We start from the raw sequence: 19736 nt of genomic DNA, 5'->3' as shown, positions 1-19736 counted from the left end.
TATTGCTAAGTCCGTCACGTAAAATTAATAAGAAAAAGCCCATGTCGATTTGATATGGGCTTTTTTATTTTCTCAGCAGTTTAAAAGTTAAATTAATGACCTAAGCAGACAGCACCCGTTGGGCAATTTCTTGATAATATTGTGGTTCCAAGCGTGGACCAAATTGCTGGATGACTTGAGCTGAGATTTCGCTGGCAAGACGACCACACTCTGGTAAGCTGTATTGCTGTGATAGGGCATATAAAAACGCACCCGCATAGTTGTCGCCTGCGCCATTGGTATCAATGACATCCGCAACAGCTGGGGTGGCAACGTCATGAATGATAATATCGTCGTTGTCATTCTCAGGTTTTTGCGCGATAATCGCACCCTTGGCACCATCCGTCACCACTGCAATTTGGCAATGCTCAAGTAGCGCGCGTGCTGCCGCTTTCACTTGTTTTTTATCGGTGAATAGTTTTGCCTCTTCGCTATTACAGAATATTATCTCGACTTTATTGCCGAGCATATTAAGTAAGCCTTTTTTAGCAAATCTTACTACTGCTGGGTCAGCAAAGCTTACGGCGATTTTGGCACCATGAATTCCTGCTTGTTGACGCAACTGGGTCATGGCAGGCTGGATGCCCTCAGACATTGCTAAGTAGCCCTCTAAATATAGCCAGTCGGCTTGCACTAGCGCGTCAAAATTGACATTATCAGCGGTGATATCGCTTGAGGTGCCAAGGTAGGTCTGCATGGTGCGCTCGCCGTCTTCAGTCACAGCCACCACGCATGAGCCGGTCACGCCGCCCGCATGTATCGACTGATCTGAGGTGGTGACACCGGCTTGATTTAAGTCTTGCAGATAAAACTGCCCTTGCTTATCATCGCCCACGCGGCAGGCATAAAACGGCTTACCGCCTAAGCTGGCAAAGGCAAACATCGTATTGGCTGCTGAGCCACCGCCGGCTTGTTTTGACGGTTCAATTTCTGCCAGTTGAAAATACGCCAACAGCTGTTGCTGCTCTTCAAGTCCCACCAGCGTCATATTGCCTTTGGTCAGCTCAGTCTCTTCTAGCGCCGCCTCGCTGAGCATATATTCATGGTCAACCAATGCATTACCTATTGCCATCACATCGTACATTATCTATTTCTCCTAATTTAATATTAAAAAATTAACAACAAAATAAAAGTGTCAGCGACCTAAACCTGCAATTCAAGCAAGCGCTGGTATAAAGCGTTCTTTTTGACACCCGTGATATCAGAGGCCAAAGCCGCCGCTTTTTTAACGGATAAATCTACTAACAAACGCTGCAATAATTCATCGTGGACACTAATGTCATCATCATCTTGGGCGACATTATCACCAGCGACAATCACTACCATCTCACCGCGTTGCTGATTGTCATCCGCTTTAACGAACTCAATCAATTCGGCAAGGGTAGATTTATAAACGGTCTCAAAAGTCTTAGTCAATTCTCGGCAAAAAGTTACCTCGCGCTCCGTACCAAAGACTTCTGCCATATCTTCCAGACTACTAATAATACGATGCGGGGCTTCATAGAGTATCAGCGTCTCGGTACGGGATTTTAAAGCGGTCAATTGTTTTTGGCGACCATGAGTCTTAGCGGGTAAGAAACCAATAAAGCTAAAACGGTCGGATGGCAACCCTGCCACTGATAGCGCTGCAATAGCAGCTGATACCCCAGCGATAGGCGAGACCATTACGCCTGCGGCATGCGCAGCTTGTACCAATTGATAACCAGGGTCACTGACTAGTGGTGTTCCGGCATCACTAATTAAAGCGACCGAATGACCTTGCTGAATCATTTCGATAATTTTGGGCGTTTGAACCGCGCTATTATGTTCATGATAAGCCCACAGTTTATTATGGCCTTTTTTGCTTTCAGTGTTACTGCCATCAGTATTATTACTGTTGTTTTTATCATTGTCAGTTTTACTAACCGCCTTATCATCATTATTATCTTTAGCGCCCTTAATATCAATCTTGGTATCAATGCCAAAATGAGACAATAGCCTACCGGAGGTACGTGTGTCTTCACAAGCGATGATAGCAACCTGCTTTAACGTATCAATCGCGCGCGGCGTCATATCGCTTAAATTCCCAATGGGAGTGGCAACGATATAGAGACAAGCCGGCATTGTAGTGGGGGTAGACATGAAAACCTCTTAGGTGTTGTGACCATTGTAAAAGCGCTTGGCAAATGCGCTTATTACCAAAGCACTAAACGCGCAAAAGTCATTAGTTTAGCATGTTGTGCTATGATAAATCTGAATTGCCTGCCTGTTGCGTGGCCTATCATTTTTATTGACAATAATAGCGTGCTTAACGGTCATCATGGTTGTTCATCTTAAATAAAGGAAACCCATGTTATGACTAATAATACTGATGACAGTGTTAATGAAACTGCTAATAATCTTGCCAATATTAATACTGATAACAATACTAATAAAAGCAACCATCATCGTCCGCTGGCACTGAACTCTCCTAAGCAGCGGCAGGGCAGTTATTTTGAGCAACAAGCATTGGTGTTTTTGCAATATAAGGGGCTGACGCTGATTGCAAAAAACTGGCAGCAGCCTAAAGTCGGTGAACTGGATTTGGTCATGCTAGAGGCCGGGCAGGCATGGTCGACCTTAGTATTTATTGAAGTACGTCAGCGGCTACGTTCAGGTTTTGGTGATGCCGCCCTTAGTGTCACGAAGTCAAAACAGCGTAAAGTTATCAAAACGGCTAAATACTTTTTACAGCAGACTCCTAAATATGCCAGCTATGATTGCCGGTTTGATGTGATTGCTTATGATATTGAGCAAGTGAACCATTTAAAAACTGATTACCAGCCTGAATGGTTTATGGGTGCATTTATGGCCGCAGCGTGGTAATGATTAAAAATTCCATTCAAAAGGTAACTGAAGGGTTTTAACAATATGCCGTTACCAAATACCTAACCGTCAAAGATAAAATGTAAGTAAAGTAACTTCAATTAAAGTAACCGTAATAATCGACGTCACCTATTTAATAATGTCTTATGAGGTAAATAATGACAAGGATGCATTCGCTCACCACTATCTTTACCACGCCGCGCCGTGCTCTAATTGGCGCAATCGTCATGGCCAGCATTGCGAATACCGGCTGTACCACCAATTATCTAACCAATAGCACCGAAGGGACTTATGGCGTACCCGTGACCGAACGCACCATTCCACAGCGCCTGCTTGATCGTAGTATTGAGCACACCGTCAAGGTCAATATTTATGGCCTACAAGAAAATCTGCAACAAAACAGTCGCATTAGTATCAACAGCTTTTATAGCGAAGTATTGCTGACCGGTGAAGTGCCATCGGAAGCACTTAAAAAGCAAATTGAGGAAGTAGTGCGCTCCATGCCCGACGTTCACAGCGTCTATAACGAGATGAATATCAGCGTTGCCAAAGGGTATAGCTCAACCGTCCATGATGGTTATATTACCTCGAAGCTACTGGGAAGAGTGACCGCTAACAATGGTATAAGAGCGTCACAAATTAAAACGGTAACCAATAACGGCGTGGTCTATGTGATGGGACGGATGACGCCGACTCAGCAAAGCTTGCTGATTGATATTGCTAATAAAACGGTAGGTATCACTGAGTTGGTTTTGTTGACGACCTTATTAGATGATAGAGGAGCACCGATTAATGAGGATGATATTATGTTTGAAAGTAACATAAAATCCTCTGCAACCGTTGCTAAGCCGATGGTTAGAGATGCCGCACCAATTGTCGTGTTAGACAATAATAACCCAGCAGCGCAAGAGACATCTAGCCCTTATATTGACTTGTATGACAATCAATAAATAAGTTAAATAACTCATATAGATAACTCACCTCACTAACTCATGTAAAAAGAGACAAGTACTATTTTCCTATTGCGTACTATTTATCTTGGTATAAGCACTATTCACAAGAACCTTAAGAGTCATAACAGTAAAAAGACGGTAAATTTTAAAGAAGTCGGTAAGATAACAAGGGTATAAAAAGAAACTAAGTTGAATAATCTAGCGGTCAGTACGGCGCTCATTATTGATACCAACAATACTAGGGTGATGGTTGCTACCCAGTTAATTGAAACCTGATAGGGATACGGATATGAAGAATACAAAAAAGGACTGTCATCTTACGGACAAGCCAGCTAATGGGACCACTGTCACAAATTCACAGACGGCTAAGTTACAAGCGCAGGAGTTACAGGGTAACAAGCCCCAAACACCTAAACCGCGTGGACTTAAGCTGGCAGGCGCAGGCGTGACTGCAGTAATAGCTATAGGCGGTATTGCCCTAGCCGCGCAACAGGCTCAGGCTTTATCTGCATTGAGCCTAGTTAATACGTTTACTTCAAGTGGCGGCGTTGGGGTCACGAAAAACATCTTATATGGCGACGCGCCCCTGCAAGATTTGGACATGTATTATCCTAAGCCTTTAGCGCAAGCGATGCAGACGCAGGCACAGGAAAGTATCAGCGAAAGCTATCCGATGGTGGTGTTCGTCCACGGTGGTTCATGGGAGAGTGGCAGTAAAGAGGACTATGCCTTTGTTGGGCAGAGTCTGGCGCAAGCAGGCTACATTACAGCTGTGATTAACTATCGCAAAGCGCCCGAGCACGTTTATCCGGATTACGTTGAAGATACCGCCAAGGCTATTGCATGGAGCCATGATAATGCCGCAAATTTCCATGCCGATCCCCAGCGTTTGGCCGTGGTTGGGCATTCAGCTGGCGCCTTTAATATGATGGCAGCAGTGTCTAATTCAGATTTTCTAGCTCCCTATGGTATCAGTCCAAAAGATATCAGCGCCGTCATTGGCATTGCAGGTCCTTATAGCTATGATTTTCGTAAATATGGTAGCTCTAGTGCTTTTGCTAATGATGTTACCCCTGATGAGGTCATGCCAGATAGACATATCAAAGGCACACAGCCGCCTTATCTACTGTTGACCGCTGAAAATGATAAAACCGTTTATGATCAAAATACCATTAATATGACTAAAGCATTAAGAAAGTATGGTGCAACCGTGGAAAACGGCGTGATTAAGGGCGCCAGTCACGCCACCAGTATTGGTGCCATGGCACCACCTCTACGTTGGCTAAATGATGTGCGCGCGCAAGTATTACGGTATTTAGATAAAGAGCTTAATTAATACATTGAAAGCATTAGTAATCACTATCAGTCATTGTTAGCCATTTTAACTGCCCAAAGTTCGAGCGTATATCAGCAGACAGTACTGTAAGATAATCAAACTCTTGTTATAATGACTTCCTATTGAACCTAAACGCTATTTTAAAGATAATACAGGATATTCTATGAGCATGAACGCCGACGATTTGATCGCATTTTTACAGCAGCACTTCCCAGACGCTTTTATCCAAGCCGCTAATCAAGGCAATAAGTTTGATGTACGCGTAGTCGATGCCAGCTTTGAGGGCAAACGTTCCGTACAGCGTCAACAAGCTATTTATGCCTTGGTTAATGATAAAATTGCTAGTGGCGATATTCATGCGCTTAATATTCAGGCTTTAACCCCTGCTGAGTGGGATGTTCAGTCACAAGGCTAACTGTTTTTTATACCGTTAGCTTTAGGTGACTAACGCTTAAGTTGCTCATTTTCTATCTCTTTAATCCTTCATTTTTCCCACATTCACAGTTAGGTTGTCACATATATGGATCAGTTTTTAATCACCGGTAGCAGTCGTATTGCAGGGGAAGTTACTATCTCAGGCGCTAAAAATGCCGCTTTGCCTTTACTTGCGGCCATGATTTTGGCCGAGACCCCAACGACGTTACATAACGTGCCTTCATTGCAAGACGTGACAACGTTGATTAAGCTGATTGGTGGTATGGGTATTCGTATCCAAAAGCAGGACGATACCGTCACTTGCGATACCAAGAATATTGATAATTTTTATGCGCCATATGATTTAGTTAAGACCATGCGTGCCTCAATTTTGGTACTTGGCCCATTGCTGGCACGTTTTGGTGAAGCAGAAGTGTCGCTTCCTGGTGGCTGCGCGATTGGCTCACGTCCGGTTGATCAACACCTTAAAGCCTTTGAGGCGATGGGTGCTGAAATTAGCGTAGAAAATGGCTATGTAAAAGCACATGCTCCTAAAGGCGGCAAACTTATTGGCTGTAATTTCTCCTTTGATATGGTTACGGTTGGTGGTACTGAAAACGTCATTATGGCGGCAGCATTAGCCAAAGGCACGACTGTTTTGGGCAACTGTGCGCTTGAACCAGAAGTGGTTGATTTGGCCGATATGCTAGTAGCAATGGGCGCTAAAATAAGTGGTATTGGCACGGCAACTATGATTATTGAAGGCGTTGAGCGTCTGTATGGTTGTGAGTATTCAGTAGTGCCTGATCGCATCGAAACCGGTTCTTATTTGGCAGGGGCGTTGATGACTCGCGGTGATGTACTGGCTAAGAATACGTCTGCCTTATTATTAATTCCAGTGCTCGAGAAGTTTGAAGCGATGGGTGCTATGATTACGACTGGTGAAGATTGGATTCGCGCGCAAATGACTGAACGTCCAAATCCAGTCGATATTCGTACCCAACCGCATCCAGGATTCCCGACGGACATGCAAGCACAGCTGATGGCTATTTCTTGTCTTGCTGATGGCACGAGTACTTTTATCGAAAATATCTTTGAAAACCGCTTTATGCACGTGCCTGAGCTTAACCGTTTAGGGGCTTCTATTAAAATTGACGGTCATACTGCTGTCGTTCGAGGCGTTGAATGCTTTACCGCAGCGCCCGTGATGGCAACTGATTTACGTGCTTCTATGTCATTGGTTATGGCTGCTGCTGCTGCTGAAGGCGAAAGCTTAATTGATCGCATTTATCATATTGATCGCGGTTATGAAGACGTTGAAAACAAATTGCGCGCACTAGGTGTTAATATCGAACGTATTAACTCTAATGACTGATATTTTCAGTATTTAAATCTCATAACTAGTAATGCTTAATTTTAGTAAAAGGGTAATGGATTGTTGCCCTTTTATTAAAATTATAACCCTATAAAATCCTGACCGCCAAGGGACACTAACCGCACACGGACACCTAGCTCCTATGACTGAACAAACTGAGACTGAAAAAACTAAGACTGAGCAAACTGAACACTTACCCACAAACAGCTTATTAAATGAAGTGGACAATGAGTTCAATGGCTTAACGTTAGCGTTATCTAAAGGCCGTATTCTAGAAGAAACCATGCCGTTGTTGCAGGCCGCTGGGGTGGAGTTGTTAGAAGATCCTGCCGCTTCACGTAAATTGATTTTTCCAACGACCAATCCCAATGTCCGCGTCTTGATTTTGCGTGCCAGTGACGTGCCAACTTATGTAGAACACGGTGCTGCGGATTTTGGTGTCGCTGGTAAAGACGTGCTACTTGAACATGGTGCCAATCATGTTTATGAGCTATTAGACTTGCAGATTGCTCAGTGCAAGCTGATGACTGCTGGTGTAAAAGGTGCGCCGCTGCCTAATCGTCGTCTACGTATCGCGACTAAGTATGTCAATGTCGCCCGTGCTTATTTTGCCAGCCAAGGTCAGCAAGTTGACGTTATTAAGTTATATGGTTCGATGGAACTAGCACCGCTAGTTGGTCTAGGTGACTTAATTGTCGATGTGGTAGACACTGGTAATACTCTGATTGCTAATGGTTTAGAGCCGCGTGATCATATCTGTGATGTGTCTTCACGTTTGATTGTCAACCAAGTCAGCTATAAGCGTAAGTTTGCGCTACTTAAGCCTATTCTTGAAAGCTTTAAAGACAGCATTGCGGCAGCGTCATAGCACTGCTATTTAGCCCAGCTTTCTAAATATAAGTGTCTTTATTATTGTTGACAGATAACTGCTAATAATACAAAGGATTGCCATTAGCATTATTAAACCAGTTTAGCGCTACCAGATAGATATAGCATGCTAAACTGGTTTTATTGCGTCTGCATGCCTGCAAATAAAAGCCCCTTATAATAATAGAATAATAGTGATAAGTAGCTTAATAATTTTAGTTGCCGTAAAGCATACAGACATATAGATCCTTTATTTTTGGATTCGTATTTTTAGCTTAAACATAGGAATAGGTTATGCGCCAGTTAAGTACCCAAGATGCCGATTTTGAGCAGCAGTTAACTACTTTGCTTGCTTTTGAGACGGTGAATGATGCCGATTTGTTAAAAACGGTCGATGATATTATTGCGCAGGTACGCCATGATGGCGACAGCGTAGTATTGGCGTTAACCCAGCAGTTTGATCAGCATCCAGCAACCTCAATGCACGAGCTAGAATTATCCCAAGAAGCTTTGGCAAAGGCCTTTACTAACCTTGATACTAAGGTTAAAGAAGCGTTAACTACAGCGGCAACACGGGTACAGACCTTTCATGAACGCCAAGTACAAGAAACTTGGGAATATAAAGATGAGCTTGGCAACCGTTTGGGTCAAAAGGTCACGCCACTTGATCGGGTAGGGATCTATGTACCGGGCGGTTTAGCGTCTTATCCATCATCAGTATTGATGAATGCTATCCCTGCAAAAGTAGCGGGCGTTAAAGAGATCATCATGGTCGTGCCTGCCCCAAAAGGTATTCTCAATCCGTTAGTTTTAGCAGCGGCACATTTGGCGAAAGTTGATCGGGTTTTTACTATTGGCGGTGCACAAGCAGTCGCAGCATTGGCTTATGGTACTGAAACTATTCCCTCTGTAGATAAGATTACTGGCCCCGGTAATAAATACGTTGCCGCAGCTAAACGTGCCGTATTTGGCCAAGTGGGCATTGATATGATTGCTGGCCCGTCTGAAGTATTGGTGTATGCTGAAGGGCAAGCTGATGATCGCGCTGATTGGCTAGCGATGGACTTATTATCGCAAGCTGAGCATGACCGTATCGCTCAAGCAATTTTTGTGACTACCAGTGCCGAACAGCTTGCAGAAGTGGCTGTAGAGATTGAAAAAGCATTAGCAGATTTACCAAAAGCTGATATCGCCCGTGATTCTCTAAAAAACCGTGGTGCGCTCATTCTAGTTCAAGACCGCGCTGAGGGCATGGAAGTAATTAATCGCGTTGCACCTGAGCATTTAGAGTTGTCCGTTGATGATCCTGATACTTTGCTTGATGACATTCGTCATGCCGGTGCTATCTTTATGGGACGTCATACGCCTGAAGCCATCGGTGACTACTGTGCAGGTCCTAATCATGTATTGCCAACCTCAGGTACCGCAAGATTTTCTTCACCGCTTGGCGTTTATGATTTCCAAAAGAAGTCGTCAATTGTTTACTGTAGCGAGAGCGGTAGTAAGCCTTTAGCTGAGACTGCTGATATTCTCGCGCAGCGTGAAGATTTAGAAGCCCATGCGCGTTCAGCTCGCTATCGCTATCAATCGTAGTGTTTATTAGCGGTATTTCATGAAGATATTTCTAAACTTATTTTATAATTTTTATAATTATATATACGCTTGATAGTAGGATAATTTATGAGTGATTCAACGATAGATAACAGAAACACAGACACTAGACTCTGGTCAAATAAAGCAAAGAATTTATCTCCTTATGTCCCTGGTGAGCAGCCTCAGCACGATAATTTATGTAAATTAAACACCAATGAAAATCCATTTCCACCCTCTGCAAAAGTAGGCGAGGCTATCTCTGCGGTTTTAGCCAATCAAGCGGACGATTTGCGTCTGTATCCTGCGCCTGAGTCTGATGACTTACGGGCGGCCTTAGCACAATTACATGGTCTTGATAGCAAGCAAGTCTTTGTTGGTAACGGCTCAGATGAAGTATTGGCGCTGGCTTTTGCTAGCTTTTTTATGAAAGAGCAGCCGTTGTTAGCACCAGATATCAGCTATAGTTTTTATCCGGTCTATGCGCAAACCTTTGGCATAAATTTGGTACAGATTGCCCTTGCAGATGATTTTAGTGTCGATGCTAATGATTATAGTCAGCCTTGTAGCGGTATCATTATCGCTAATCCTAATGCGCCTACAGGCTTATTATTATCACTTGCTGATATACGTAAGCTAGCAAGTGCGCATCCTGATGCAGTAATTGTGATTGATGAAGCTTATATTGATTTCGCTTATGCAGCTGAAGACAGCTCGGATAAAGCAGTTTCAGCTATCAGTCTTATTAACGAGTTTGATAATTTATTAGTCACTCAAACTTTTTCAAAATCGCGTTCACTGGCTGGATTACGAGTAGGAATGGCTTTTGGTAATGCGTCATTGATTGAAGCATTGACTCGTATGAAAAACAGCTTTAATAGCTATCCGCTGGATAAGTTAGCACAAGCAGGGGCAACCGCTAGCGTGTTAGATAAGCCTTATTTTGAGGAAACCTGCCAGCAAGTTATTGATTTGCGGGAATCGTTGACGGCTGATTTAACGACATTAGGCTATCAAGTGTTGCCATCGCATGCCAACTTTATATTTGCGCGTCCTAAAGAGGGCAATGCGAGTATGGTTGCGAATGCGCTACGTGAGCAAGGTATTATCGTTCGTCATTTTAATCAGCCACGTATTGAAGAGTATCTACGCATTACTATCGGTACGAAAGCACAGCATGAACGGTTGATTAATGCATTAAAGGCATTGTAATTTGATGGCAAAGTTGGTTTAGAAATGTCTTGTTTAAGCTGATATCAATTAGTAGCTAGATATATCCTAAATGGACATCGAGAATCAAGCCCAGTTTGTCTCGATAAAGGTTTGTTGAATGCTATCCGCTTGCCTCAGGACGTTTAATAGATTTCCGACCTTATCTAGACATTCTTGGTATTCATCATCGCAATCTGAAGCTACAGTAATACCGCCGCCTGCCCATAAGCTGACTTCTCTAGTAGTACTCGATGAGATATGTGCTTGCAGCGTACGGATTAGCACATTCCACTGTCCGCTACCATCAAAGTTCATATAGCCCATAGTTCCACAATAGGCACCACGCGCATCAGCTTCTAGCTCAGAGATAATCTCTACCGCGCGCTTTTTAGGCGTACCGGTGATAGATCCTGCCGGCAAGCTACCAAACAATACGGCTAATGGATGGGCGTCCACTTTTAACTTAGCAGTGATAGTGCTGACCATATGATGGACATTACTAAAGCTCTCGATAGCAAATAGCTCTGGCACTTTTACGCTCCCAGTCTTGGCGTATTTACCTAAGTCGTTACGAAGCAAGTCCACAATCATGACATTCTCAGCTCGGTCTTTATCACTAGCAGTTAATTGCTGCATTAGGGTCAAATCTTGCTCTGCATTCATGCCACGCGGTCTTGTACCTTTAATGGGTTTAGTACGGATATGATGCGAGGCTGTATTGCCATCTGTATTACTTGCTTTGATAAAGGTAAAAAATAACTCCGGCGAGCAGCTTAATAGTTCAAAGTTAATATTGTCTGAGCTATCAGTTTTTGAACTATCATTTTCCAGAGTACTAATACCAATATAACCGGCAAATGGTGCTTGCGTATTACGGTGTAGGTCGGGCAAATAATCAATAAGCTTGGTTATTGTTGTAGCGTTCTCATTCAGGTTGTTAGAGGTAACAAGGCTACCTTGCCACGCTTGGGTTAGGTTGATTTGATAACAGTCGCCTTGTTGCAAGTAACACTGGGCTTGAGCAAAGGCTTGCTGATAATCGCTTTTATGCCATTTAGCAGTTAATATCAGCGGCGCTAGTGAGTCTGTAGGTTCGTTAGCTCTGTCTATAGCAGATAGCTTATTATCGAGCGTATCCAAATAGGATATAAGCGCTGCTAGTTTGGGATTATCTAATTCATCGTCAGTATCCGTTATCTCAATATTTAGTGCCCAATATTTTTCATTGTCAGTCGGGGTTAAGTAAATATCATAATGTCCCATCGCCGCAAAAGGTTGAGTTACCGGCTGGATTTCAGCCGCTGGGCTTAGCTCAAAAGCAGTTATATCATAGCCAATAAAGCCCATGAGTCCGTGGTGATAACTTGGCTTAATGCTTTCACTGTTTATTGAAACAGGAGCGTTGTAAACAGTTTCATAGTGTTTGCTATAACTGATTAATGCATCTTGCCAGTCGGTATAACTCATATAAGCTGTCGTGACAGAATTATTATTATCGCGGCAGGTTTTAATAATCTTATAGATAGGCACGGTTATGGGGATAAGCGAATGGGAGTTGTCGTTAAAATAAACGTGCCATATTACTTTCGGTAGTAAGCCAATCACCGGTCGGCCGTCATTATTAAGCCAAACCAGTTGCCACTGTGCACGAGAATCTTGCATTGTTAAATAACGTTGGAGTAGCGGTAGAAATTCTGCCGCAGGCAAGCCACCAAAACGCCATCGGTTCTGAACCGATGGCGTTTTGGTGGGATGGACTTTTTTAATGTTATCGGGTGCAATCATATCTTAAGCATCAAACTTCTTGATAATTAATGTGGCATTGGTACCACCAAAGCCAAAGCTATTGCTCATCAAGGTTTCAAGATTAGCATCACGCTTTTCAGTGACAATATCAAAGTCTTCGGCAGCCGCATCTAGTTGCTCAATATTAATACTTGGCGCGATAAAGTCTTCTTGCAGCATCAGTAAGCAATAAATAAGCTCTTGCGCCCCAACGGCGCCTAAGCTATGACCAGTCATTGATTTGGTCGAGCTGATAGGCGGAACAGACTTTTTAGAATCAACCGTATTATCATGAGCACCAAACACGTCAGCAATGGCTTTCAGCTCAGTAATATCTCCTAGTGGCGTGCTAGTACCATGGCTATTGATATAATCGACGCTTGTTAATCCTGCTTGATCTAAAGCTTGTTGCATACAGCGCACGGCACCTTCACCACTGGGTGCGACCATCTCTGCTCCATCGGAGCTGGCACCATAACCAACGATTTCAGCCAAAATATTTGCGCTGCGAGCTTGTGCATGCTCTAAGCTCTCAACCACAACCATCGCACCGCCACCAGCAATCACAAAGCCATCACGATCTTTATCATAAGCCCGCGAGGATTGTTTGGGCGTCTCATTATATTGGGTACTCATCGCGCCCATCGCATCAAACATACAGGACTGCGTCCAGTCTTCAGCTTCACTACCACCGGCTAATACCACATCTGCCTTGCCCAGCTGAATAAGTTCAGCAGCATGACCGATACAGTGGGTTGACGTAGCACAGGCAGAAGAGATTGAGTAGGAAACCCCTTGGATTTTAAGACCCGTTGCGAGCGCTGCTGATACTGAGCTACTCATAGTTTTTGGTACCGCCATCGCTCCAACACCGCGCAGACCTTTTTCGCGCATTGCATCTACTGCAGTGACTACACCTTCTGTTGAGGCGCCACCTGAACCTGCAATGACACCCACACGCGGGTTATTATTAATGGTTTCAAGTGACAAGCCTGATTGCTCAATCGCTGCCAGTGCGCTTACATAAGCATAAAGACTGGCATCACTAAAGAAGCGCTTAAGCTTACGGTCAATGGCAGAAGTATCCAGCGCCGCTTTATCAATGCTACCGCTAACTTGCGATTTAAAGCCATGTTCAGCATAGGATTCGTTAAAGACAATACCTGACTGTCCATTTTTGAGGGCAGTGGTAACTGTGGCTAAATCATGTCCGATACAAGAGACAATCCCTGCTCCAGTGATGACAACTCGGCGCATACTCTATTCCTTATGATGGCTGTTTAGTGACGACTATGTATAATGCTAATTTCTAATGGAAGTATTAGTTTCTTATAGTTCCCGTTTAAGAAGAGGTAGCTTTTAGACTGGCCTCTAAACTATTTTTTAAAGCTTTTATTAAATACATTCATTATAATATTGATAATGTTTGAGCACATTCTCAATCATGACTTACATCATAGTATGATAGCCTATCAACGCTGCAAAATCTTTGACTAACAGTAAAAATTTACTATTTTTAAATAATAGCAGTGAACAATTACTGTGACTGCTACAAGGATTATTAAATTTTAGCAACGGTGACATTGACTATGATAACTAAGCTATACTTTTAGATACAAACTTTATGCGACTAATAACATTGTTATCACTGACACTAACGATAAAATGTAGCTAGAATAATAGACTGAATCTAGCGGATAAGTGCATATTATAGGCTGTATTAATATTTTGCTCCTATTAAGTAATAGCTGCCCAAATACTCAAAATATAGGCAACTAAATCAACGGAAACTAAATCAACAAATTAAATAAAAAACACTTATAAATAAAAGCACTTAGATATTAACCTTTAATACTCAATGACAATAACCCTCATGTTAAGGATATAACTATGGCAAAGCAGAGTACTCTCACTAAAAGTATCAGCACTATTGGTCATTTTACCCGTAATAATCTTGAGCGTATGGGTTCAATGATTGATAGCGTCAATGCTAAAACGAGTAAACCACGGCAATATAAAGCGGTCAATCTAGGCGATGATGATTATCAGCAGGATTTATTCCGTGAGCAAACGCTAAAAACCACTCAGCAGCTGCTTGGTACGCGATTTGCGACCTATGGTAAATATGCCAAAAAAGTAGTCCCTAATAGTTTGTTTGACTCAGTGGTGGATAGCGCTTTTGTAAAAGTTGCACAATTGGCGGCCAATTGGAGTCAAATAGATTTACCAAGCGAGCATCGTTTTGCAGATATCGCTACTTTAGATAGTGAACAGCGTTACGCGTTAGCGACTGATATCGCTAATCAAAATCGTGCACTTGCAACTTTGGGTGGGCTTACTGGTCTTGCAGGTTTACCGGGACTATTGGCTGATACCTTATGGTTGCTATTGGTGTCTTTACGTACGGTTTATCAGTTGGCAGCAGTTTATGATAAACCACTGACGGGTAAGCAAGGCATCAAAATGGCTTATGAGTTACTGGCTAATGCTGACCTAAGTAAAATGCAAGAAAAGCAGGCATTGCTAGCGGGTATCGGAGTAGGTAAGGGCTTGCTTGATAATGTACAAAGCCGGGGTTTACATAGCGAGCTGAAAAATTTAGGTTTTAAAAATACCAATGTTAATTTTTATGCTGAACAGGTAGACAGTATTGCCAGCCAAATAGGTATTGATTTGGATCAAATCAATCTGTCGTGGATTCGCCGTTTCTTACCAGTAACTGCCGTTGCGGTAGGCATGCGCTATAATAGTAACTTGATTGATGAAGTTATTGGCGTGGCCCAAGCTACTTTCGCTCCTGAGCCAAAACTGGCTAATCGAGCCATTACTGATGATAGTAGCAATGAAGCTGAAGTTGAAAAGACCGAAGAAGATCATCAAGACAAGTCATCTGCAAGTAAATCTGAAAAGAACAAGTCTGAAAAGAACAAGTCTGAAAATAAAGATGAGAAAGGCTCTAATAAGGTGAAGGGTGCCAACGAAGCTGATTCTGATAAAGCCAATACTAATAAGCCTACTACTAAACAAACGGATACCAAGAAATCCAGTACCGATAAAAAAGCAGAGAAATCAGCTGATACTGGCGCTACTGATAAAGAAAAAGAGAAGTCTGAAGAAAAATCTAAAAAGGCTACGGACTCTGAGCATAAAGTGGCTGCTAAAAAATAGCTTATAAGTGTTGCTAGTTAAGCGTATACTTAGTAAGCGATATGATGATAGCCCTCTAGGGCGCTGAGAATTTTCATTTAAATGGGGCCCTTGAAAAAAGTTATTACATCGCCATTTAGTCATGGTAAGCCAATCAAGCTCAAAGCACATCTAAGAATATTTGTAAAGTAAAACTGCTGATAAGTAGTTGAAATATCAACAACATATCTTTATAATACACTGTCCTAAAAATGGGTTCCCTAAAAAATCTCGTATAATGTGAGACGATTGGTGGATTGACCCATTTTTTTGTTTTATACCAAACGGGAGAAGGATGCCTCATGGCAACAACTAACCAATTGATTCGTAAGGGTCGCAAAACCATCAAGGAAAAGTCAAAAGTTCCTGCATTGCAAGCGTGCCCACAACGTCGCGGTGTATGTACTCGTGTATATACTACCACGCCTAAAAAACCTAACTCAGCCATGCGTAAAGTATGTCGTGTACGTTTGACTTCAGGCTATGAAGTTGCAAGCTACATCGGCGGCGAAGGTCATAACCTACAAGAGCACAGTGTTGTTCTTATCCGTGGTGGTCGTGTAAAAGATCTACCAGGTGTACGTTATCATACTGTTCGCGGCGCACTAGATTGCGCTGGCGTAAAAGACCGTAAGCAAGGTCGCTCTAAATATGGTGCGAAGAAACCTAAAGTTTAATATTAGCGATAATATTAAACTAGCGTTTATTTGTACTACCTATTAACTGTGCATGGGTTTGGTGTCATTGGTTTAAGTGTTTTATTAGACTGCCACCATAACATACCACCATGCAGTAAGGCTGACTGACAACTTGCTGCTACGCCCCAAAATTATTGGCGGGTGCGAGATTGTGAATGTCAGACACTCCTGAAGACAAGGAAAATTATTATGCCAAGACGTCGTATCGTTGCTACCCGTGAGATCCTACCGGATCCTAAGTTTGGTAGCCAAACCATCGCTAAATTTATCAATCACGTGATGAGTGATGGTAAGAAATCTACTGCTGAACGTATCGTTTACGGTGCTCTTGAAACAGCAACCCAAAAGCGTAATATTGAAGACCCAGTATCTTTTTTCGAAGACATTCTCGAAAATGTTCGCCCAATGGTAGAAGTAAAAGCTCGCCGCGTTGGTGGTGCAACCTATCAAGTACCAATGGAAGTACGCCCCTCCCGTCGTACCGCATTGGCTATGCGTTGGTTAGCTGAAGCTGCTGCAAAGCGTTCTGAAAAATCAATGGCTCTGCGTCTTGCTGGCGAATTGGGTGATGCATCAGAAGGCAAAGGTAATGCTATGAAAAAGCGTGATGAAGTTCACCGCATGGCAGATGCTAACAAGGCATTCTCACATTACCGTTTCTAAGAAAGCTTAATGCTTTTAAGTCGTGGCCAATCAGATACTGTCATTAGTTCAACTGATTGACCACGATATATAGTTAATATTAATAACTATATTATTTATTCTATTGATTGCCGCTATCGCTAATGGCTCAGTTTGGTCGCTTAAGTTATTAGACTTTGCAGATAGCAGACATCTATCATGATGATTTTGTATAATCGTTTTGTCCCAAATTTGATGCCACTATATTCTTATTATCGACGCTTTTTTAACCGTATTAGGTTTACTAAACAGTCAACAAAATGGCAAGCTTGATGGCTATTGCCAAGGATGTAAGGTAGAGGTATACAATACATTAATACATACATGACTTCCCCTAGGAAAACACTATGGCTCGTAAAACTCCCCTAAAGCGCTATCGCAATATTGGTATCTCAGCGCACATTGATGCTGGTAAGACGACCACTACTGAGCGTGTTTTGTTCTATACTGGTGTCAGTCACAAAATTGGTGAAACCCATGACGGTGCAGCCACCATGGACTGGATGGAGCAAGAACAAGAACGTGGTATTACTATCACTTCAGCGGCGACTACCTGCTTTTGGTCAGGTATGGCAAAGCAGTTCGACGAACATCGTATCAATATCATTGACACCCCAGGACACGTTGACTTCACCATTGAAGTTGAGCGTTCTATGCGGGTACTTGATGGTGCTTGCATGGTTTATTGTGCAGTAGGTGGCGTGCAGCCACAGTCTGAGACCGTATGGCGTCAGGCAAATAAATATAAAGTGCCACGTCTTGCGTTCGTTAATAAAATGGACCGCGTTGGTGCTGACTTTTATCGCGTCATCGAACAAATCAAAACTCGTCTAGGCGGTCATCCCGTACCATTGGTTATTCCCATTGGTAAAGAAGATGACTTTGAAGGTGTGGTTGATTTAGTGACTATGAAAGCCATCTATTGGGATGAAGCGTCTCAAGGTATGGAGTATGATGAGCGCGAAATCCCAACTGAACTCCAAGAAAAAGCGGAAGAATATCGCGAATTCCTGGTAGAGAGCGCTGCTGAAGCTTCAGAAGAATTGATGAATTTATATATCGAGAATGGTGAATTGTCTGAAGAACAAATTCATATTGCTTTACGTGAACTGACAATTAATAACGAAATTATTCCGTTGCTTTGTGGTACTGCCTTTAAAAATAAAGGCGTGCAAAAAATGTTAGACGCGGTGATTCGTTATCTACCAGCCCCAATAGATGTACCTGCTATTAAAGGTATTCTTAATGACAAAGACGAAAGCGAAGGCTTCCGTGAAGCTTCAGATGACGAACCGTTTTCAGCGCTTGCATTCAAAATCATGAATGATAAGTTCGTGGGTAATTTAACCTTCGTACGAGTTTATTCAGGTGTTGTCAAGCAAGGTGGTAGCGTTTATAACCCAGTTAAAATGAAGCGTGAGCGTGTTGGTCGTATCGTACAGATGATGGCGAACTCGCAAGAAGAGCTTGCAGAGATTCGTACAGGTGATATCGCTGCCTTAGTAGGTATGAAAGATGTAACCACTGGTGATACGCTATGCGACGAAAGCAATGTCATTACTCTTGAGCGCATGGAATTCCCAGATCCAGTTATCAGCCTAGCGGTTGAACCTAAAACTAAAGCTGACCAAGAAAGAATGTCAATTGCCCTAGGTCGTTTGGCTAAAGAAGATCCATCATTCCGTGTGCATACCGATGAAGAATCTGGTCAGACTATCATCAGTGGTATGGGTGAGCTGCATTTAGAAATTCTTGTTGATCGTATGAAGCGTGAATTCAGTGTGGAAGCTAACATCGGTGCGCCGCAGGTTGCTTATCGTGAAACGATTCGTGAGACTATCGAACAAGAAGGCAAATTCGTACGTCAAACAGGTGGTCGTGGTAAATTTGGTCACGTTTGGTTACGTCTTGAGCCTCTTGATCCAGCGGGTGAAGTTTTATATGAATTCGCTGAAGAAGTGGTTGGTGGTACTGTACCAAAAGAATTCCATGGTGCTGTTGATAAAGGTATTCAAGAACGCATGAAAAACGGCGTACTTGCTGGTTATCCAATCGTTGGTGTAAAAGCTACATTGTATGACGGTTCTTACCATGATGTTGACTCTGATGAATTGTCATTTAAAATGGCTGGTTCTATTGCTTTCAGAAAAGGTTTCTTAGCGGCAAATCCTGCGCTTCTTGAGCCAGTTATGAAAGTTGAAGTGGAGACTCCTGAGGATTACATGGGCGATATCATGGGCGATTTAAACCGCCGCCGCGGTATGGTTCAAGGTATGGAAGACTTACCTGGTGGTACTAAGCAGATTCGCGCTGAAGTTCCATTAGCGGAAATGTTTGGTTATGCCACACAAATGCGCTCGATGTCACAGGGCCGTGCAACGTACTCAATGGAATTTCAAAAGTATGCTGAGATTCCAAAATCGGTTGCAGCAGAAATTATCGCCAAGTTCAACTCTAAAGATGGCGACGAGTAACTAACAGTTAGTTAATTATGACAATATAAAGCTTATCTTTGTATTGTCAGCTTTGATTACACCAATAACTTATTAAAAGACTTGTTATTGGTCGCGATTTTCTTATAATATCTGCACACTGTATGTGCACCCTTTTAACACTTATCTTAATGTGGTCAGCATCGCCTTAACTATTGTATTAGCATTGATTAAGCGCTGAACCCCAAATAAAGAGGAATACCCCATGGCAAAGGCCAAGTTTGAACGCAACAAGCCACACGTCAACGTCGGCACCATCGGACA

Annotated in this window: 16 protein-coding genes; 12 read left to right on the top strand and 4 right to left on the bottom strand. The window is 42.7% G+C overall.

All coding sequences use genetic code 11. The features are described from left to right. Positions 1–100: 100 nt before the first annotated feature. Together JMY06_RS07085 and rsmI are read right to left on the bottom strand one after the other, a co-directional pair. The gene (locus tag JMY06_RS07085; RefSeq protein WP_201617570.1) at positions 101–1123 is read right to left on the bottom strand and encodes an adenosine kinase; all 1023 of its coding nucleotides are present in this window, start codon (positions 1121–1123) and stop codon (positions 101–103) included. Between the two features lie 59 nt (positions 1124–1182). Beyond that, positions 1183–2160, bottom strand: coding sequence for a 16S rRNA (cytidine(1402)-2'-O)-methyltransferase (gene rsmI / locus JMY06_RS07080; protein WP_201617568.1), 978 nt, complete (start codon positions 2158–2160; stop codon positions 1183–1185). Positions 2161–2373: 213 nt separating this feature from the next. Here rsmI and JMY06_RS07075 point away from each other — a divergent pair, with 213 nt between their 5' ends. From JMY06_RS07075 to hisC, 8 genes are all read left to right on the top strand, one after another. Next, on the top strand, positions 2374–2883 hold the full coding sequence (locus tag JMY06_RS07075) for a YraN family protein (protein WP_201617566.1): 510 nt from the start codon (positions 2374–2376) through the stop codon (positions 2881–2883). Positions 2884–3041: 158 nt separating this feature from the next. Beyond that, the gene (locus tag JMY06_RS07070) at positions 3042–3833 is read left to right on the top strand and encodes a BON domain-containing protein (protein WP_201617564.1); all 792 of its coding nucleotides are present in this window, start codon (positions 3042–3044) and stop codon (positions 3831–3833) included. Between the two features lie 292 nt (positions 3834–4125). Then, positions 4126–5172 carry an alpha/beta hydrolase gene (locus JMY06_RS07065; RefSeq protein WP_201617562.1) on the top strand — a complete coding sequence of 349 codons (1047 nt, stop codon included), beginning with the start codon at positions 4126–4128 and terminating at the stop codon, positions 5170–5172. Positions 5173–5335: 163 nt separating this feature from the next. Beyond that, the gene (locus tag JMY06_RS07060; RefSeq protein WP_320157855.1) at positions 5336–5587 is read left to right on the top strand and encodes a BolA family protein; all 252 of its coding nucleotides are present in this window, start codon (positions 5336–5338) and stop codon (positions 5585–5587) included. Between the two features lie 105 nt (positions 5588–5692). Beyond that, on the top strand, positions 5693–6961 hold the full coding sequence (gene murA / locus JMY06_RS07055; RefSeq protein ID WP_201617560.1) for a UDP-N-acetylglucosamine 1-carboxyvinyltransferase: 1269 nt from the start codon (positions 5693–5695) through the stop codon (positions 6959–6961). A gap of 142 nt (positions 6962–7103) precedes the next feature. Further along, positions 7104–7829 carry an ATP phosphoribosyltransferase gene (hisG, locus tag JMY06_RS07050; RefSeq protein WP_201528821.1) on the top strand — a complete coding sequence of 242 codons (726 nt, stop codon included), beginning with the start codon at positions 7104–7106 and terminating at the stop codon, positions 7827–7829. A gap of 293 nt (positions 7830–8122) precedes the next feature. Next, positions 8123–9421 carry a histidinol dehydrogenase gene (gene hisD, locus JMY06_RS07045; RefSeq protein WP_201617552.1) on the top strand — a complete coding sequence of 433 codons (1299 nt, stop codon included), beginning with the start codon at positions 8123–8125 and terminating at the stop codon, positions 9419–9421. A gap of 87 nt (positions 9422–9508) precedes the next feature. Then, positions 9509–10630 carry a histidinol-phosphate transaminase gene (gene hisC, locus JMY06_RS07040; protein WP_201617550.1) on the top strand — a complete coding sequence of 374 codons (1122 nt, stop codon included), beginning with the start codon at positions 9509–9511 and terminating at the stop codon, positions 10628–10630. Positions 10631–10714: 84 nt separating this feature from the next. Here hisC and JMY06_RS07035 read toward each other — a convergent pair whose 3' ends face one another. After that, on the bottom strand, positions 10715–12415 hold the full coding sequence (locus JMY06_RS07035; RefSeq protein WP_201617548.1) for an anthranilate synthase component I family protein: 1701 nt from the start codon (positions 12413–12415) through the stop codon (positions 10715–10717). Between the two features lie 3 nt (positions 12416–12418). Next, positions 12419–13672 carry a beta-ketoacyl synthase N-terminal-like domain-containing protein gene (locus tag JMY06_RS07030; protein ID WP_201617546.1) on the bottom strand — a complete coding sequence of 418 codons (1254 nt, stop codon included), beginning with the start codon at positions 13670–13672 and terminating at the stop codon, positions 12419–12421. Between the two features lie 633 nt (positions 13673–14305). Between JMY06_RS07030 and JMY06_RS07025 the strand changes: the two genes are divergently transcribed. The 4 genes from JMY06_RS07025 to fusA all read left to right on the top strand — a co-directional run bounded on the left by JMY06_RS07025 (position 14306) and on the right by fusA (position 19454). After that, positions 14306–15583, top strand: coding sequence for an EcsC family protein (locus JMY06_RS07025; protein WP_201617544.1), 1278 nt, complete (start codon positions 14306–14308; stop codon positions 15581–15583). A 320-nt stretch (positions 15584–15903) separates the two neighbouring features. After that, entirely contained in the window at positions 15904–16278 is a 375-nt protein-coding gene (rpsL, locus tag JMY06_RS07020; protein WP_201528833.1) for a 30S ribosomal protein S12, read from the top strand. Between the two features lie 210 nt (positions 16279–16488). Next, positions 16489–16962, top strand: a complete 474-nt coding sequence (gene rpsG / locus JMY06_RS07015) for a 30S ribosomal protein S7 (RefSeq protein ID WP_201528835.1) — start codon at positions 16489–16491, stop codon at positions 16960–16962. Positions 16963–17327: 365 nt separating this feature from the next. Continuing rightward, positions 17328–19454 carry an elongation factor G gene (gene fusA / locus JMY06_RS07010; protein ID WP_201528837.1) on the top strand — a complete coding sequence of 709 codons (2127 nt, stop codon included), beginning with the start codon at positions 17328–17330 and terminating at the stop codon, positions 19452–19454. The last annotated feature ends 282 nt before the right edge of the window (positions 19455–19736 follow it).

The organism is Psychrobacter urativorans (assembly GCF_904846675.1).
Classification (GTDB): Bacteria; Pseudomonadota; Gammaproteobacteria; order Pseudomonadales; family Moraxellaceae; genus Psychrobacter; species Psychrobacter urativorans_B.
The sequence above is the reverse complement of the archived record's forward strand: the minus strand, read 5'-3'. Positions and strand labels throughout refer to the sequence as shown.

Coding starts and splice junctions, on each gene's coding strand:
- JMY06_RS07070 (WP_201617564.1), top strand. CDS start 3,042: ATGACAAGGATGCATTCGCTCACCACTATCTTTACCACGCCGCGCCGT.
- rsmI (WP_201617568.1), bottom strand. CDS start 2,160: ATGTCTACCCCCACTACAATGCCGGCTTGTCTCTATATCGTTGCCACT.
- JMY06_RS07085 (WP_201617570.1), bottom strand. CDS start 1,123: ATGTACGATGTGATGGCAATAGGTAATGCATTGGTTGACCATGAATAT.
- JMY06_RS07075 (WP_201617566.1), top strand. CDS start 2,374: ATGACTAATAATACTGATGACAGTGTTAATGAAACTGCTAATAATCTT.
- murA (WP_201617560.1), top strand. CDS start 5,693: ATGGATCAGTTTTTAATCACCGGTAGCAGTCGTATTGCAGGGGAAGTT.
- JMY06_RS07035 (WP_201617548.1), bottom strand. CDS start 12,415: ATGATTGCACCCGATAACATTAAAAAAGTCCATCCCACCAAAACGCCA.
- JMY06_RS07025 (WP_201617544.1), top strand. CDS start 14,306: ATGGCAAAGCAGAGTACTCTCACTAAAAGTATCAGCACTATTGGTCAT.
- fusA (WP_201528837.1), top strand. CDS start 17,328: ATGGCTCGTAAAACTCCCCTAAAGCGCTATCGCAATATTGGTATCTCA.
- hisG (WP_201528821.1), top strand. CDS start 7,104: ATGACTGAACAAACTGAGACTGAAAAAACTAAGACTGAGCAAACTGAA.
- rpsG (WP_201528835.1), top strand. CDS start 16,489: ATGCCAAGACGTCGTATCGTTGCTACCCGTGAGATCCTACCGGATCCT.
- hisD (WP_201617552.1), top strand. CDS start 8,123: ATGCGCCAGTTAAGTACCCAAGATGCCGATTTTGAGCAGCAGTTAACT.
- JMY06_RS07060 (WP_320157855.1), top strand. CDS start 5,336: ATGAGCATGAACGCCGACGATTTGATCGCATTTTTACAGCAGCACTTC.
- hisC (WP_201617550.1), top strand. CDS start 9,509: ATGAGTGATTCAACGATAGATAACAGAAACACAGACACTAGACTCTGG.
- JMY06_RS07065 (WP_201617562.1), top strand. CDS start 4,126: ATGAAGAATACAAAAAAGGACTGTCATCTTACGGACAAGCCAGCTAAT.
- rpsL (WP_201528833.1), top strand. CDS start 15,904: ATGGCAACAACTAACCAATTGATTCGTAAGGGTCGCAAAACCATCAAG.
- JMY06_RS07030 (WP_201617546.1), bottom strand. CDS start 13,672: ATGCGCCGAGTTGTCATCACTGGAGCAGGGATTGTCTCTTGTATCGGA.